Origin of the sequence: Mycobacterium deserti, from assembly GCF_025345615.1 — a bacterium.
GTDB lineage: Bacteria > Actinomycetota > Actinomycetes > Mycobacteriales > Mycobacteriaceae > Mycobacterium > Mycobacterium deserti.
This window is the reverse complement of record NZ_JAODWD010000003.1, coordinates 920,171-937,028: the sequence shown is the minus strand read 5'-3', so window position 1 is coordinate 937,028 and position 16,858 is coordinate 920,171. Positions and strand designations below refer to the sequence as shown.

Here is a 16,858-nt window from a genome sequence, read left to right as displayed (position 1 = left end):
CGCCCTAGTTGACTGCGCCGTTGATCACCGGCTTATCGATCATTCCTGATTCGACGCCCCAGTTCTTGGCGATCTCTTCGTATTTGCCGTTTTCGATGAGATGCTCGAGCGCCTTCTGCAGCGACTGCGCCAGCGGTGAGCCCTTCTGCACCGGCCACCCGTAGGGCGCCGAATCAAAGATCTCCCCGGCGGCTTCGAGCTTGCCGTTGGTTTCCTTGATTGCGTACGCGGTCACCGGCGAGTCGGCTGACATCGCGTCCACCTGACCGAGGACGACCGCATTGGTGGCCGCATCCTGACCGTCGAACGAGACGATCTCGATGGGCGGCTTGCCTGCGTCGGTGCACGCTTTGCGTTTGGCGGGCAGTTCGTCGGTGTCCTGGTAGGTGGTGGCCTGCACCGCGACCTTCTTGCCGCAGGCGTTGTTTGGGTCGATCGGTGCGCCCGGTCGCTGGGCCCAGAGGGTGCCCGCGCTGAAGTAGGTCACGAAATCGACCGACTGCTCGCGCTCCTTGGTGTCGGTGAACGACGACATGCCGACGTTATAGGTGCCGCCCTGGATCGAGGGAATGATCCTGGCGAAGTCGGACTCGCGATACTCGGGGGTCAGGCCGAGGGTGGCGGCGATGGCGTTCATCAGGTCGACATCGAAGCCGACGATCTTGCCGCTGGGATCCTTGAATTCGTTGGGTTTGTAAGGAATGTTGACGCCGACGATCAACTTGCCCGACGACTTGATGGCCTCAGGAACGGAATTGGCGATCTCCTCGACCTTCTCAGAGGAGCCCGCCGGTGTTGACGGGGTGTCCGAATCGCCGGAGTCGCTACCGCTCGCGCACCCTGAGAAGGCAAGGGCGCCGGCCGCAGCAAACACCGCGACGATGCGCCAATATTTCCCTCGTCGGACTTGACACTCACCCAGCACGGTTGCCTCTACTTTCTGCTTCGTGGAATCGGCGCGAAGCGCCGGTAACGGAACAGTAGTAGAGACCTACCGCGGCGGCAGGACTATTGGATCGCTACTCCACTCCCCAGACCTTCGGGCAATAGACGTATACCGCGCCCTCGACGAAAGTTTCGGCCTCGGTCTGCGACCAGCCGCCCTTGTACTGCAGGTTGTAACCGGCCAGCCAGTCCGGATTGCCCTGGCGCTTGGCGTCGAGACAGAACTCCTTGGCCATCCGGATCGCCTCGGTCCGGTTCTTGTACGGCACATTCTTCTTGTCCAGGAAGTCCATGAAGATCTGGTTCTTCTCCTCCGGCGACGGCTGCGCCGACGCGGGCGCGGCGGTCAGCGAGGCCACAGCGGCACCGGCCGCAATCATCAACGCGGCGATCGTCGCTCTGCCCGTGCGGCGGACGGCGGTCCTGGTCATCTCCACTCCTTGTTTGCCCGTAGAGGCCGTTGTGCTGTGCTCAGCCAGGGCGTACGAATACTCATCGTAGCGAACAGACCAACTGTTACACGAAATCCGGCGCTGATCGGCGCGCGACACAATTTGCGGCGACGACTTCCACGCCTTTGCGCGAGCCTTATCGAAGACGCGTCGATAACGCAGATCGGCGGTCTGCCACTTACCTTTATGCCACACTTCGCGCATGGAAAGCCCCGCGCCACCAAGCCTGCTGCAGCACCTTTGGAAGTCCACGCTCGTTTCGGGAATTCTGGCCGTCATCCTCGGGGTCGCGGTGTTGACGTGGCCCGCCATCACCATCGTGATCGCGGCAATACTCTTCGGCGCCTACTTGTTGGTCACCGGCATTTCCCAGGTGATCCTCGCGTTCAGTGTGCACGTATCGGCCGGCGGACGGGTGCTGCTGTTCATCAGCGGTGCCGCCGCGTTGATTCTGGCCGTGCTGTGCTTTCGCAGTTTGCAGGAGTCGATCCTTCTGCTTGCTATCTGGGTCGGCGTCGGCTTTATCTTCCGCGGCGTCGCGACAGCGGTTTCCGCAATCAGCGACACGACATTGCCCGGGCGCGGCTGGGAGATTTTCATCGGCGTCATCAGCCTGATCGCCGGGGTCGTCATGCTGGCAGCTCCGTTCGAGTCGATCGCGACCTTGACCGTCGTCGTCGGTATCTGGCTGATCGTGCTGGGCGTATTCGAAGTCGTGTCGGCATTCGGCATCCGCAAGGCCTCCAGAAACGTCGGCGCGACGGCCCCCGCCCCGGCAGCACCGACCACAGAAGCGCCGGTGAGCTAACCCACACTGACGTCTACTACGCCCTGTCGTAGGCTGGAGTCACAGCCACGAAAGAGGGTGAGATGGACGCGCTCGATGTCTCGCGGTGGCAGTTCGGAATCACCACCGTCTACCACTTCATTTTCGTTCCGCTGACCATCGGGCTTGCGCCCCTCATCGCGGCCATGCAGACCGCATGGCTCATCACCGACAACAGCGCCTGGTACCGGCTGACCCGGTTCTTCGGCAAGTTGTTCCTGATCAACTTCGCGCTTGGGGTGGCGACGGGCATCGTCCAGGAGTTCCAGTTCGGCATGAACTGGAGCGAGTACTCGCGCTTCGTCGGCGACGTGTTCGGCGCGCCCCTGGCGATGGAGGGGCTGGCCGCGTTCTTCTTCGAGTCGACGTTCTTGGGTCTGTGGATCTTCGGCTGGTCCAGGCTGCCCAGACTCGTCCACCTGGCCTGCATCTGGGTCGTGGCTATCGCGGTCAACGCGTCGGCGTTCTTCATCATTGCCGCGAACTCCTGGATGCAGCACCCGGTCGGCGCGCGCTTCAACCCGGATACCGGTCGTGCCGAGTTGACCAGCATCATGGCGTTGTTCACCAACAACACCGCGATCGCCGCGTTCTCGCATGCGGTCTTCGGCGCGTTGCTGACCGCGGGCACGTTCGTGGCGGGCGTGGGTGGGTGGTGGATGATGCGCGCCCACCGTCAGGGCCAGCCCGAGGCACGCACGATGTATCGGCCTGCGACCGTGATGGGTTGTCTGGTGGCACTGGTGTCCACTGTCGGCCTGGTGTTCACCGGCGATGTCCAGGGCAAGCTGATGTTCGAACAGCAGCCCATGAAGATGGCATCGGCGGAGTCGCTGTGCCACACCCAGACCGACCCCGACTTCTCGGTGCTGACGGTTGGCACGCACAACAACTGCGACAGCGTCACGCACGTTGTCGAGGTGCCCTACGTGCTGCCGTTCCTGGCGCAGGGTCAGTTCAGCGGCGTGCGCCTGGAGGGCGTGAAAGACCTCCAAGAGCAGTATCAAGAGAAGTTCGGGCCCGGTGACTACCGGCCGAATTTGTTTGTGACCTACTGGTCGTTTCGCGCGATGATCGGATTACTAGCCGTCCCAGTGCTTTTCGCGATGGCGGCACTGTGGCTCATGCGCCGCGGCCGAATTCCACGGGCGCGCTGGTTGTCCACTGCCGCGTTGGTGACGCTGCCGACACCGTTCCTGGCCAACAGCGCCGGGTGGGTGTTCACCGAGATGGGCCGTCAACCCTGGGTTGTGGTGCCCAACCCCACGGGCGATCCGATGATCCACCTGACCGTCGCCGAGGGGGTGTCGGGGCACTCGGTTGGCATGGTCATCGCGTCACTGGTGACCTTCACCGCGGTTTACGCAGTGCTGGCGGTCATTTGGTTCTGGTTGATCCGCCGCTACGTCGTCCAAGGTCCGCTCGAGCACGACAGCGAACCGGCCCCACCCGCGCCGCCCGGCAGGGACGAAGTGGCGCCGTTGTCGTTCGCGTACTGAGGAGGAGGCGCAAACCATGGGATTGCCGGACATCTGGTTCGCGGTCATGGCCGCGCTGTTCTGCGGCTTTTTCGTCCTCGAGGGTTTCGACTTCGGTGTCGGCATGCTGATGGCGTTCTTCGGGCGCAGCGGCGGCGACGACAGCGAACGACACCGCCGCGCGGCGCTCAACACCATCGGTCCGGTGTGGGACGGTAACGAGGTCTGGCTCATCACCGCAGCCGGTGCCATGTTCGCGGCCTTCCCGGACTGGTACGCCACGACGTTCTCCACGTTGTATCTACCCCTGCTGCTGATTCTGTTCGGAATGATTCTGCGCGTGGTCGCCATCGAATGGCGCGGCAAGATCGACGACGACGGCTGGCGGCGCTGGGCTGACGTCGGGATCGCCGTGGGCTCATGGCTTCCCGCAGTGCTGTGGGGTGTCATTTTCGCCGCCCTGGTGCAGGGATTGCCCGTGGATGGCGACAAGCACGTCCACCTGTCGATCGGAGACGTCGTCAACGTCTACACGCTTCTCGGCGGCGCCGCCACGAGTGGGCTGTTCCTTCTGCACGGCGCCGTCTTCGTGGCGCTGAAAACCGACGGCGTGGTGCGCGACAACGCGTTGGGCTACGGAGGTCTGCTCGCCTTGCCGGTGACGGTGGTGGTCGCGGCTTTCGGCGCGTGGACGCAGCTTGCACACGGCAAGAGCTGGACATGGCTCGTGCTGGCCGTCATGATCGTCGCCCTGCTGGGCGCGATGACCAAGGTCTGGACCGGAGCGGGCGAGGGATGGGCGTTCGGCTACACGGCGGTTGTCGTCGCCGGAATGGTCATCATGTTGTTTGGCGCCCTGTATCCGAACCTGGTGCCGTCGACGCTGAATCCGGACTGGAGCCTGACCGTCGACAACGCGTCGTCGACTGCTTACACGCTGAAGATCATGACGTGGGCGGCCGCGATCTTCGCGCCCCTGGTGTTGATGTATCAGGGTTGGACGTATTGGGTGTTCCGGCAACGTATCTCGGCCGAGCACATCCCGCCGCCCATCGGTTTGGCGAGGCGGTCGACGTGAACCTGTTGCGGGTCGCGACGGTATCGCCTCCGATGCGCACCTATCTTGCCGCTTCGGTGGGCTGCGCCGTCGTCAACGCGGCGGCGACGATCGGCTCGGCCGTCGTGCTCGCCCACATCGTCGCCGGCGTGATCACCGATCCCGCGACGCGCACCATGGCGCACTGGACCGGGCCGCTGAGTCTTCTGCTGGCGTTGTGGATGGGTCGCACCATCGCCGTGTGGCTGCAGGGTCGCCTGTCCCAACGCGGCGCGACAGCAGTGATCGCCGACCTGTCCGCTCAGGTACTGCGCACTGTCTCGGCGTTGCCGCCGCGGCGGCTCGCGGCCGAGCGCGACCGGGCCGCCACGCTGATCACCCGCGGCCTCGACGGCCTGCGGCCGTTCTTCACCGCCTACCTGCCAGCGCTCTTCTCGGCGGGGATCCTCACCCCCGCCGCCGTGCTGGCGATCGCGGTATACGACTGGCAGTCAGCGGTGATCGTGCTGATCGCCCTGCCACTCATCCCGATTTTCATGGTGCTGATAGGACTGCTGACTGCCGAACGCTCGGCCGCGTCACTGGCCGCCATGACGACTCTGCAGGCGCGGCTACTCGACCTGGCCGCCGGAATTCCCACCCTGCGGGCAATGGGCAGGATCGACGGCGCCGCGCATCGCATCGTCGAACTGGGTGCCGCACATCGGCGTTCGGCGATGGCAACCTTACGAATCGCCTTCCTGTCGGCGCTCGTGCTCGAACTGCTGGCCACTCTCGGCGTGGCGCTCGTTGCCGTCGGAATCGGGCTGCGGCTGGTGTTCGGTGAGATGACGTTGTCGGCGGGCCTGATTGCACTGTTGCTCGCCCCCGAGGTGTTCTGGCCCCTACGCCGCGTCGGGGTCGAGTTCCACGCCGCTGCGGACGGAAAGACAGCCGCTGAAGCAGCTTTTCGTCTGCTCGACACGGGGCCCTGCTCCCCCGCCGGAAGACAGTCCGTCGTTGCGACCGGAGCCACAATCCACCTCGATGCGCTCGACGCCGACCTCGAACCCGGCCGCGTCACGGTGCTGACCGGACCCAACGGTGTCGGGAAAACCACCCTGCTGCACACGATTCTCGGCCTGCATTCGGCAGAGCGCGTCCGTGTCGGCGGCGTCGACGTCACCGACCTCGATCTCCGGCAGTGGTGGCGTCAGGTGGCATGGCTGCCGCATCGACCGGTCCTCATTCCGGGTACTGTCCGTGCCAACCTGGAGCTGTTCGGCCCGCTGACCGATCTCGCCGAAGCTTGCCGCACAGCCGGTTTCGCCGAAGTGCTCGCAAACCTGCCAAAGGGGCTAGATACCGTTCTGGGCCGCGACGGCGTCGGATTGTCACTGGGCCAACGCCAACGGTTGGGTCTCGCCCGGGTGTTCGGGTCGTCCGCGCAGGTGCTCCTGCTCGACGAACCCACGTCACACCTGGACGGACAATTGGAGTCCCAGGTCCTCGACGCGCTCGTCGCACGCGCGCGAGAGGGTGCGACTGTGCTCGTCGTCGGCCACCGCGAACCGGTACGCGCGATCGGCGACCGGGTATTGCACATGGGAGTGCTGGCCGATGCTTGAGCTTCTCCGTCCCCGATTGGCACGCCTGGCGCTGGCGGCAACGCTCGGGGTGCTCGCGTTGGGCAGCGCGCTTGCGCTCGCCGCGATCGCGGCGTGGCTGATCACCCGCGCCTGGCAGATGCCCCCCGTTCTCGACCTCACGATCGCCGTGGTCGCGGTCCGCGCGCTGGGCATCTCCCGCGGCGTGCTGGGCTACTGTCAGCGACTGACGGCCCACGATGTCGCACTGCGATCGGCTGCGCAGACCCGAGAATTGCTGTACCGCAGGCTCGCCGCCGCACCGGCAGACACCGCGATGCGACTCTCCAGTGGCAACCTCGTGGCCCGTATCGGCGACTCGGTGGACGAGTTGGCCGATGTTCTGGTGCGTGCGATGTTGCCGATCACCGTCGCCGTGGTGCTGTCGCTGGCTGCCGTCGCCGCCATTGCGGTCATCTCGCCTGCTGCGGCGGTCGTGCTCGCGCTCTGCCTGGCGGTCGCGGGTGTCGTGGCGCCGTGGCTCGCGTCGCGGGCCGCTGCCGCCGCTGAAGAAGTTGCGGTGCAGCATCATTCGGATCGGGACAACGCCGTAATGCTCGCTTTGGAGCATGCACCGGAGCTTCGGGTCGGCAGCCGACTCGACGACGTCATTGCCGAAGCCGAGCGTCGGCACTGCGACTGGGGGGTCGCCGCCGACGCGGCCGCAAGGCCCGGCGCCCTCGCCGCTGCCGCCCCCACGGCCGCCATCGGCGTCAGTGTGCTCGGCGCCGTCGCCACGGCCCTTTCGATCGCGAGCACCGTGTCCCCGATGACTCTAGCGATCATGATGCTGCTCCCGCTGTCGGCGTTCGAGGCCACAAACGCGTTGCCTGCCGCCGCGGTGCAGCTCACCAGAAGCCGGATCGCCGCGCGGCGACTGCGCGAACTCAGCCAGCCCAGTGAAACAATGAGGTCACGCCCGCCCGCATCGCCGATCGACTTGACACGCGGCGACAGGCTCGCGGTCACCGGCCCCAGCGGGTCGGGCAAGACGACGCTGTTGATGGCGACAGCCGAAAGCGATCCCGCGGCGCTATTTTTCGCCGAGGACGCACATCTGTTCGCGACCACGGTGCGAGACAACCTGCTGGTGGCCCGAGGTGACGCTGACGATGAGCTTTTGCGTAATGCGTTGCGGCGGGTCGGTCTTGGCGAGTGGCTCGACTCCCTTCCCGACGAATTGTCGACGATTCTCGACGGCGGCGCGGCGGCGGTCTCGGCTGGGCAACGCCGACGTTTGTTACTCGCTCGGGCCTTGATCTGCGGGGGGCGGACAATACTGCTCGACGAGCCGACCGAACATCTCGACGCGGACAGCGGACGACAAATCCTGACCGAACTGCTTACGCCGGGTGGGCTTTTCCCGCCGGATCGCACGGTGGTCGTCGCAACTCACCACCTGCCCGACCAGCTTCGCTGTCCGACCCTCGACCTGACCAACGGGGAGGTAATCTCAGCCGCATGAGCGAACCGGACAGGCCCGAGACGCCGCAGGCACCTCCTCCTTCGCCCCAGTACGGCGCCTATCCCGGTGGTTATCCCCCGCCGCCGCCGGTGCCGTACGCGGGGTACGCGCCGCCACCGACCAGCCCGAAGAACGGCCTCGGCATCACAGCGCTGGTGCTCGCGATCGTTGGGCTCGTGTTCTGCTGGACCGTGGTTGGCGGGGTCATCCTCGGCGTGTGCGCGGTCATCATCGGCTTCATCGCGCGCGGCCGCGTCAAGCGCGGAGAGGCCACCAACGGCGGCGTCGCGATCGCCGGCATCGTGCTGGGCATCCTGGCGGTCATCGTGTCACTGGCGTTCATCGCGATCTGGTTCGGAGTGTTCGACTCGGTCGGCGGCACCGACTACATGGACTGCGTGTCGCAGGCGGGTAACGACCAGCAGGAATTGGAGCAGTGCGCAAACCAGTTCCAGGAACGGGTCCAGGACGAGTTCTCCGTCACACTCACACCGACGCCGACCCCTTAACCCTTGGCGGGGAAGTATTTGACGATGCCTTCCTGCACCACGGTCGCGAGGAGCTGACCCGACCGGTCGAAGAAGTGACCCGTGCCGAGTCCGCGGGAATCCGCGGCCACCGGCGACGACGTCGAGTACAGGACCCAGTCGTCGAAGCGCACGGGACGGTGGAACCACACCGAATGGTTCGTGGTCACCGCGAAAATGCGGTCAAACCCCCACGACAGACCGTGGGTGGTGATGATCGAGTCGAGCACGGTGGTGTCCGACGAGTACACCAGCGCAGCGGCGTGCAACGCGGGGTCGTCGGGCATGTCGGCGACGGCCTTCATCCACACCCGGTTGTGTTCGAGCGTCTCGCCCTTGGCTCGCATCACCCAGGCCGGGTCGTTGGTGTAGCGCCAGTCGATCGGCCGCAGTGCGTTGACGAAATGCGGTACAACGTCCTCGTACCCGCGTAGCAGGTCGTCGACCGAGGGCAGTGAGAGCGGATCGGGCAGGTCCGGAGGTGTGATCCCGTGCTCGAGACTGCGACCGCCCGACAGGTAGGACACCATCGCGGTGGTCAGCAGTTCGCCGTCCTGCATGACGTCGATGCGGCGGTTGGCGAAGCGCCGCTCGTCGCGCAGCCGCACGATGTGGAACTCGAGGTCCTTGCCCGGGTCTCCGCCCGCGATGAAGTGCACCGACAACGCGCTCGGCGGCAACGCGTGCTTGAGACTGCGACTCGCCGCCATGAGTGACTGCGCCATCATCTGGCCGCCGAACGTGCGCACCGGGTTCTTGCTCGGATGCGAACCCACGAACGTGTCGTCGTCGATCTGCCGAAGGTCGAGTATCGCCAGCAGTTCGGTGAAATCTGCCGTCGGCGACACACAACCTCCTAATCTGATTGTCGGACTCCTCAATGCGGCTGGCGCCGCTTGATCGTCGTCTGACTAAAGGTCTTCTTCTCCGATCCGGTGCACGTGGATCAGATTCGTGGAGCCTACTGTGCCCGGCGGAGCGCCTGCGACGATGACGATCAGGTCGCCCCGCTTGTAGCGGCCCAACTCCAGCAGCGACTTGTCCACCTGGCGGATCATGCCGTCGGTCGTCTGGATGTGCGGCACGATGAAGGTCTCGGTGCCCCAGGTCAACGCCAGCTGGCTGCGGACCTCGGGTAACGACGTGAAGGCCAGCAGTGGCAGCGGCGTGTGCAACCGCGCGAGGCGGCGCACCGTGTCACCGGACTGGGTGTAGGCCACCAGCGCCCTGGCGTCCAACCGCTCCCCGATGTCGCGGGCCGCGTAGGAGATCACCCCGCGCTTGGTGCGCGGCACATGCGTCAGCGGCGGCACGACGACGGAGTTCTCCTCGACCGCGCTGATGATGCGGGCCATCGTCTTGACCGCATCGAGGGGGAACTTGCCGACAGACGTCTCGCCAGAGAGCATCACCGCGTCGGCACCGTCGAGAACCGCGTTCGCGACGTCGGAGGCCTCGGCGCGGGTGGGTCGCGAGTTCTCGATCATCGACTCCAGCATCTGCGTGGCGACGATGACGGGTTTGGCGTTCTCCCTTGCCATTTGGATCGCCCGCTTCTGCACCAGCGGAACTTCCTCGAGCGCCAGCTCGACGCCGAGATCGCCACGGGCAACCATGATCGCGTCGAATGCGAGCACGATGGCCTCGAGATTGTCGATGGCCTCGGGCTTCTCCAGTTTCGCGATGACGGGCACCCGCCTGCCGACACCGTCCATGATCTCGTGGACGAGTTCGACGTCGGCCGGCGACCGGACGAACGACAGTGCGACCAGGTCGACGCCGAGGCGGAGCGCGAACTCCAGATCTTCGCGGTCCTTCTCCGACAGCGCGGGCGCGGTGACCTTCATGCCGGGCAGCGACATGCCCTTGTTGTTGCTGACGGGCCCGCCTTCGGTGACCGTGCAGACGACGTCGTTGCCGTCGATGCTCTCGATGACCAGGCCCACATTGCCGTCGTCGACGAGCACCCGATCGCCGGGCGATGCGTCTTCGGCGAGACGCTTGTACGTGGTGGACACCCGATCGGGAGTGCCCTCGCAGTCGTCGACGGTGATGCGCACCGTTTCGCCGGTGGCCCAGAACGTCGGGCCGTCCTTGAATCTGCCGAGCCGGATCTTGGGTCCCTGCAGGTCAGCAAGTACGCCGACAGCACGTCCGGTCTGGTCGGATGCGGTGCGTACCCGCTTGTAGCTGGCTTCGTGGTCGGTGTAGTCGCCGTGGCTGAAGTTGAGCCTCGCCACGTCCATTCCGGCCTCGACCAACGCCCTGACAGCGTCTTCAGTCCCAGTGGCCGGGCCCAAAGTGCAGACGATCTTTCCGCGTCTATTCACGACTCCCCAGCATAGACGTTGATCGATTCAGATGACGGCTAGCGGGAGCGCGCCCGGGATGACCGGCGCGGGTAGATCGGAGTCGCCCATCAGGTGGGCGTCCACCGCGTGCGCCGCGCTCCGCCCCTCCGCGATGGCCCACACGATCAGCGACGCGCCGCGATGGGCGTCACCGCACACGAAGACGCCGGGGGCGTCCGTCTGCCAGTCCGACCCGCAGGCAAGCGCGCCGCGCCGGTTCAGTTCGAGGCCGAGCTGGTCGAGCAGCGGCATGCGTTCGACGCCGTCGAACCCGATAGCCAGCAGCGCCAGCTCACACGGGATCTCGATGGGCTCGCCCACCGGTGTGATGATGCGCCTGCCGTCGCGGCTGTTCACGTCACGCTCGACCTTCACCTCGGCGATCTGCATGGCTCGCAGGTGCCCGCGATCGTCGCCGAGGAAGCGCTGCACGGCCACCTCGTAGCGGCGGTCCCCGCCTTCGGCGTGCGCGGGCGAGAGCCGGGTGCGCAACACGATCGGCCACATCGGCCATGGAGAGCGCGAGTCGTCGCGCTGCTCGGGCGGTTCCGGGTTGTAGTCCAGCTGGGTCACCGAGAGCGCACCCTGGCGGTGCGCGGTGCCGAGGCAGTCGGCTCCGGTGTCACCACCACCGATGATCACCACGTGCTTGCCCTTCGCCGACAGGGTGCTGGCGCCGTCGCCCCCACACTCTTTGTTGGCCGGAACGAGGTGCTCCATCGCCAGGTGGACGCCTTTGAGGTCGCGGCCGTCGACGTCGGTGTCGCGCGCCCGCAATGCCCCCACCGCCAGGACGACGGCGTGGTACTGCTCGCGAAGTTGGTCGACGGTCAGATCCACCCCGACCTCGCACTCGGTGACGAAACGTGTTCCCTCTGCCCGCATCTGAGCAAGCCGCCGATCCAGTCTCGACTTTTCCAGCTTGTACTCGGGGATGCCGTAGCGCATCAGCCCGCCGATACGATCGTCCCGCTCGTAGACGGTGACATCGTGACCTGCGCGCGTGAGTTGTTGCGCCGCTGCGAGTCCGGCCGGACCGGAGCCGACGATGGCGACGCGCTTACCGGTCGTGATTGCCGCGGGCTGCGGCTCGACTATGCCGTCCGTCCATGCCTGATCGGCGATGGTCTGCTCGATGCGCTTGATCGTGACGCTGCCGCCGGTCTGCTCCTCGGAGATCGACAGCACGCAGGCCGCCTCGCACGGCGCGGGACACAACCGGCCGGTGAACTCCGGGAAGTTATTGGTGGCGTGCAGGCGGTCGCTGGCGGCGTCCCAGCGGCCGCGCCTGACAAGGTCGTTCCACTCGGGAATCAGATTGCCCAGCGGGCAGCCAGCAGTTCCAGAGTGGCAGAACGGAATTCCGCAGTCCATACATCGGCGGGCCTGCTGTGACACCTCGTCGGCGCGATGGTGCGGATCCTGCTGCTCGTACACTTCACGCCAGTCGCCGACGCGCTCGTCGACCGGGCGTTTGGCGGCTTCGATCTTCGGTACCTTCAGAAACCCGCTGGGATCAGCCACGACTGGCCTCCATGATCGCGGTGTCGACGTCGCGTCCGTCGCGTTTGGCCACCAAAGTGGCCTCGAGGACGCGCTGATAGTCGCGGGGCATGATCTTTGTGAATTGCGCGCTGCGCCTCGGCCAGTCCGACAACACCGAGGCCGCCAGCGCGCTGCCGGTGTGATGTGCATGGCGGGCGACGACGTCGCACAGCCACGCCAGGTCCTCGGGTTCCAGATGCTGCAGTTCCACCATTTCGGTGTTCACCCGCTTGGGGTCGAGGCCCAACACGAACGCGATGCCACCCGACATGCCCGCCGCCATGTTGCGGCCCGTTTTGCCGAGCACGACGACGCGACCGCCGGTCATGTATTCGCAGGCGTGGTCGCCGACGCCTTCGACGACGGCCAGCGCGCCGGAGTTGCGGGCCGCGAAGCGTTCGCCGACACGGCCGCGCAGGTACAGCTCGCCCGACGTCGCACCGAACAGCAGCGTGTTGCCGGCGATCACGTTGTCTTCGGGAAGGAACAGGACGTCGTCGGGCGGCCGCACGATGACACGTCCGCCGGAAAGACCCTTACCCACATAGTCGTTGGCGTCGCCGACGAGGTCCAGCGTCACACCGGGCGGCAGGAATGCGCCTATCGACTGGCCCGCGGACCCGTTGAGCGTGATGTGGATCGTGCCGTCGGGAAGCCCGGCGGCCCCGTAGCGCCTGGTGATTTCGCTGCCCAGCAGCGTGCCGACCGTGCGGTTGACATTGCGTATCGGCAGCTCGAGCCGGACGGGGCGCGCATCCTCCAAAGCGCCTTCTGTCAGTTGAATCAGCGTCTGGTCCAAGGCTTTGTCCAGAGCGTGGTACTGATCGTGCAGTCTCCGACGCGCGGCGGGCTCACCGGTGTGACCGTTCTCGGGCACGGCGAAGATGGGCGTGAGGTCCAGGCCCTTGTCCTTCCAGTGGGCGATCCCCTCGGCGGTGTCGAGCACCTCGGCGTGCCCGATGGCCTCGTCGAGACTGCGGAAGCCCAATTCGGCCAGGTACTTGCGGATGTCCTCGGCGATGAACCGGAAGTAGTTCTCTACGAACTCCGGCTTGCCGTTGAACCGCGCGCGCAGTTCCGGGTTCTGGGTGGCCACGCCGACGGGGCAGGTGTCGAGGTGGCAGACGCGCATCATGATGCAGCCCGACACCACCAGTGGCGCGGTGGCGAAGCCGTACTCCTCGGCGCCGAGCAGTGCCGCGACCATGACGTCTCGGGCGGTCCGCATCCCGCCGTCGCACTGGACGGTGATGCGGTCGCGTAGGCCGTTCAACATGAGCGTCTGCTGGGTGTCGGCGAGCCCGATCTCCCACGGCACTCCCGCGTGCTTGAGGCTGGTCAACGGGGCGGCGCCGGTGCCTCCGTCGTGGCCGGAGATCAGCACGACGTCGGCGTGCGCCTTCGACACTCCCGCCGCGACGGTTCCGACACCGACGCTGCTGACGAGCTTGACGTGGATGCGCGCCTTGTCGTTGGCGTTCTTCAGGTCGTGGATCAATTGCGCCAGATCCTCGATCGAGTAGATGTCGTGGTGCGGCGGCGGGCTGATCAGGGCGACACCTGGTGTCGAGTGTCGCGTCTTGGCGATGTTGGGATACACCTTGTAACCTGGAAGCTGGCCGCCCTCACCGGGTTTGGCGCCCTGGGCCATCTTGATCTGGATGTCGGTGGCATTGACGAGGTAGTCACTGGTCACGCCGAAGCGCCCGGAAGCCACCTGTTTGACCGCACTGCGGCGCTTCGGATCGTAGAGCCGGTCGACGTCCTCGCCCCCTTCACCGGAGTTCGATCGCCCGCCGAGGTTGTTCATCGCGATGGCCATGGTTTCGTGGGCTTCGGCCGAGATCGAGCCGTAACTCATGGCGCCGGTGTTGAACCGGGTGACGATGGACTCGACGGGTTCGACTTCATCGAGCGGCACCGGCGCCCTGAGCTTCTTGAACTCGAACAGGCCGCGCAGGGTACCGCCGTCCTTCGAGATCCGGTTCACCTCATCGGAGTACTGACCGAAGATGTCGTAGCGGCCGGTGCGGGTCGAATGCTGCAGCAGGAAAACCACTTCGGGAGTGAACAGGTGCAACTCGCCTTCGCGGCGAAAGGCGTATTCGCCGCCGACTTCAAGGCGCCGATGGACACGCTCGGTCGGGTTCTCCGGATAGGCGCGACGGTGCCGGAGCTTCACCTCCTCGGCGAGGACGTCGAGCCCGACGCCGCCGAGTTGACTCGGAGTGCCAGCGAAGTATTCGTCGACGACGTCCTTGTCGATGCCGACGGCCTCGAACGCCTGAGCGGCGGTGTACGAGGCGACGGTGGAGATGCCCATCTTGCTCATCACCTTCATCACGCCCTTGCCGAGCGCCTTGCAGAAGTTCCGCACGGCGGCGGCGGGTTCGATGCCGGTGAGTTCGCCCTCGCGGATGAGGTCCTCGATCGATTCGAACGCCAGATAGGGGTTGACGGCGGCAGCACCGAAGCCGATGAGCATGGCGATGTGGTGGACTTCGCGGGCGTCGCCGCTTTCGACGACCAGGGCGACGGTGGTGCGCTGCTTCGTGCGCACCAGGTGGTGGTGGACGGCCGAGACAGCCAGCAGTGACGGGATGGGCGCTCTGGTGTGGTCGGAGTCGCGATCGGTGATGACCAGCGTGCGGGCACCGTCAGCGATTGCCTCGCAGGCGCGGTGCCGGAGTTCGTCGATGGCGTCGGCGAGTCCTTCACCTCCGCGTTCGACGTCGTAAAGGCCCTTGAGGACAGCGGTTTTGAGGCCGGGATGCTCACCGTCGTCGTTGATATGGACGATCTTGTTGAGTTCGTCGTTGTCGAGGACGGGCCAGCGCAGGACGATCTGGCGACACGACGCCGCGGTCGGTTCCAGGAGATTCTGCTCGGGCCCCATGATGCGGGCCATCGAGGTGACGACTTCCTCGCGGATCGCGTCCAGCGGCGGATTGGTGACCTGGGCGAAGAGTTCGACGAAGTAGTCGTAGAGCAACTTGGACCGTTGCGAGAGAACGGCACTCGGGGTGTCCGTGCCCATCGAACCCAGCGGTTCAACGCCGGAAGCGGCCATCGGGGTGAGAAGGACGCGCAGGTCCTCCTCGGTGTAGCCGAAGGAGATCTGACGGCGCACGACCGATTCGTGGTTGGGTTGACTGCGGGAACGGTCGGGCAGGGTCTGGATGTCGAGCAGACCGGCGTGCAGCCATTCCCCGTAGGCTTCCCGGCCGGCGAGGTCCTCCTTGATTTCCTCGTCGGGCACGATGCGGCCCGCAGCGGTGTCGACCAAAAACATCCTGCCCGGCTGCAGGCGGCCTTTGGCGACGATCTCGGCCGACGGCACGTCGAGCACTCCACTCTCGCTGGCGAGAATGACACGGTCGTCGATCGTGCGCCACCAACGCCCGGGCCGTAATCCGTTGCGGTCCAACACCGCTCCAACGAGCGTGCCGTCGGTGAAGGTCACGCAGGCCGGGCCGTCCCACGGCTCCATCAGCGAGGCATGGAACTGCCAGAACGCCCGCTCGGCGAGGCCCATCGTGGTGTTGTTCTCCCATGCCGCCGGAATCATCATCAGAACGGCATGGGGCAGGTCGCGCCCGCCGAGGTGCAGGAGTTCGAGCACCTCATCGAGGGATGCCGAGTCGGACGCCTCAGGGGTGCAGACCGGCGAGAGGCGGGTCAGGTCGCCGGGGATCTTGGCGCTGGCGAGCAGCGCTTCGCGGGCATGCATGCGGTTGCGGTTGCCGCGCACGGTGTTGATCTCGCCGTTGTGGGCGACGAAGCGAAACGGGTGTGCCAGCGGCCAGGACGGAAAGGTGTTGGTGGAGAACCGGCTGTGAACGATCGCGATGGCGCTGCGACTGCGTTCGTCGCGCAGGTCTGGAAAGTATTGCGGTAGTTGCTGGGTAGTCAGCATGCCCTTGTAGGCAATGGTCCGGCTGGACAGCGACGGAAAGTAGACGCCGTGGCGCTCGGCGCGTTTGCGCAACGGGTAGACACGGCGGTCGAGGTCTATGCCGCCGACGTGGTCGGGAGACGCGACGAAGAGCTGGGCCATGTAGGGCATGCAGCTCAGTGCGGTCGCGCCGAGGTCAGCCCCGTCGGGGTCGACCGGCAGCTCACGCCAGCCGAGGACCTTGAGGCCCTCGTCGCGCGCGATGCTCTCGACCTGTTCGCGGGCGTCGGCTCGGGCATGGTGGTCCTGCGGCAGGAAGCAGATGCCCGCGGCGAAGGCGTTGCAGTCGTCGTCGTTGGCAGCGGGAAGGTCGAAGTCGACAACATCGCGGAGAAGTTCGCGAGGCAATTGGATGAGGATGCCCGCGCCGTCACCGCTGTTTGTCTCTGCGCCTGCAGCCCCGCGGTGGTCGAGATGTTCCAACGCCACGAGCCCGTCGGCGACGATCCCGTGCGAGCGGCGGCCCTGGATGTCGGCGATCATGGCGACGCCGCAGGAGTCCGACTCGTTCTCGGGGTCGTAGAGGCCCTGAGGTTCTGGGTACGCCGAATAGAGCATCGCAAGGCCCTTCGCAGTCCGGAGAGAGTTGATCCGGGACTGCAGCGGCCCGAAGGGCAATTGTATCAGCGCAG

The 16,858-nt window shown here is 65.9% G+C and carries 12 protein-coding genes; 6 read left to right on the top strand and 6 right to left on the bottom strand.

Going from position 1 to position 16,858, the window contains the following annotated elements:
* Positions 1-4: 4 nt before the first annotated feature.
* Positions 5-925: an ABC transporter substrate-binding protein gene (locus N4S67_RS15930; RefSeq protein ID WP_260993923.1), complete on the bottom strand. Its 921-nt coding sequence runs from the start codon at positions 923-925 to the stop codon at positions 5-7.
* Between the two features lie 94 nt (positions 926-1,019).
* Positions 1,020-1,376 carry a DUF732 domain-containing protein gene (locus N4S67_RS15925; protein ID WP_260993922.1) on the bottom strand — a complete coding sequence of 119 codons (357 nt, stop codon included), beginning with the start codon at positions 1,374-1,376 and terminating at the stop codon, positions 1,020-1,022.
* A gap of 223 nt (positions 1,377-1,599) precedes the next feature.
* Between N4S67_RS15925 and N4S67_RS15920 the strand changes: the two genes are divergently transcribed.
* The 6 genes from N4S67_RS15920 (at position 1,600) to N4S67_RS15895 (ending at position 8,357) form a co-directional block, all read left to right on the top strand.
* Complete coding sequence (locus N4S67_RS15920) at positions 1,600-2,205, top strand: HdeD family acid-resistance protein (RefSeq protein WP_260993921.1); 606 nt, start codon at positions 1,600-1,602, stop codon at positions 2,203-2,205.
* Between the two features lie 62 nt (positions 2,206-2,267).
* Entirely contained in the window at positions 2,268-3,722 is a 1,455-nt protein-coding gene (locus N4S67_RS15915) for a cytochrome ubiquinol oxidase subunit I (protein WP_260993920.1), read from the top strand.
* Between the two features lie 16 nt (positions 3,723-3,738).
* Entirely contained in the window at positions 3,739-4,779 is a 1,041-nt protein-coding gene (gene cydB / locus N4S67_RS15910) for a cytochrome d ubiquinol oxidase subunit II (protein ID WP_260993919.1), read from the top strand.
* 32 nt (positions 4,780-4,811) lie between these two features.
* Positions 4,812-6,365, top strand: coding sequence for a thiol reductant ABC exporter subunit CydD (cydD, locus tag N4S67_RS15905; RefSeq protein ID WP_260994062.1), 1,554 nt, complete (start codon positions 4,812-4,814; stop codon positions 6,363-6,365).
* Positions 6,358-7,848 (top strand): ATP-binding cassette domain-containing protein, encoded by a 1,491-nt coding sequence (locus tag N4S67_RS15900; protein WP_260993918.1) that lies wholly within the window; start codon positions 6,358-6,360, stop codon positions 7,846-7,848. The genes cydD and N4S67_RS15900 overlap by 8 nt, the downstream gene beginning before the upstream one ends.
* The gene (locus tag N4S67_RS15895; RefSeq protein WP_260993917.1) at positions 7,845-8,357 is read left to right on the top strand and encodes a DUF4190 domain-containing protein; all 513 of its coding nucleotides are present in this window, start codon (positions 7,845-7,847) and stop codon (positions 8,355-8,357) included. Before N4S67_RS15900 ends, N4S67_RS15895 begins: the two co-directional genes overlap by 4 nt.
* Here N4S67_RS15895 and N4S67_RS15890 read toward each other — a convergent pair.
* The 4 genes from N4S67_RS15890 to gltB all read right to left on the bottom strand — a co-directional run bounded on the left by N4S67_RS15890 (position 8,354) and on the right by gltB (position 16,784).
* Positions 8,354-9,223, bottom strand: coding sequence for an acyl-CoA thioesterase II (locus tag N4S67_RS15890; protein ID WP_260993916.1), 870 nt, complete (start codon positions 9,221-9,223; stop codon positions 8,354-8,356). The two genes, N4S67_RS15895 and N4S67_RS15890, sit on opposite strands and share 4 nt — an antisense overlap.
* A 63-nt stretch (positions 9,224-9,286) precedes the next feature.
* A complete protein-coding gene (gene pyk / locus N4S67_RS15885; protein WP_260993915.1) occupies positions 9,287-10,705 on the bottom strand; it encodes a pyruvate kinase in 1,419 nt (472 codons plus the stop codon).
* A 27-nt stretch (positions 10,706-10,732) separates the two neighbouring features.
* Entirely contained in the window at positions 10,733-12,250 is a 1,518-nt protein-coding gene (locus N4S67_RS15880) for a glutamate synthase subunit beta (RefSeq protein ID WP_260993914.1), read from the bottom strand.
* Entirely contained in the window at positions 12,243-16,784 is a 4,542-nt protein-coding gene (gene gltB, locus N4S67_RS15875) for a glutamate synthase large subunit (RefSeq protein ID WP_260993913.1), read from the bottom strand. Before gltB ends, N4S67_RS15880 begins: the two co-directional genes overlap by 8 nt.
* Positions 16,785-16,858 lie beyond the last annotated feature (74 nt).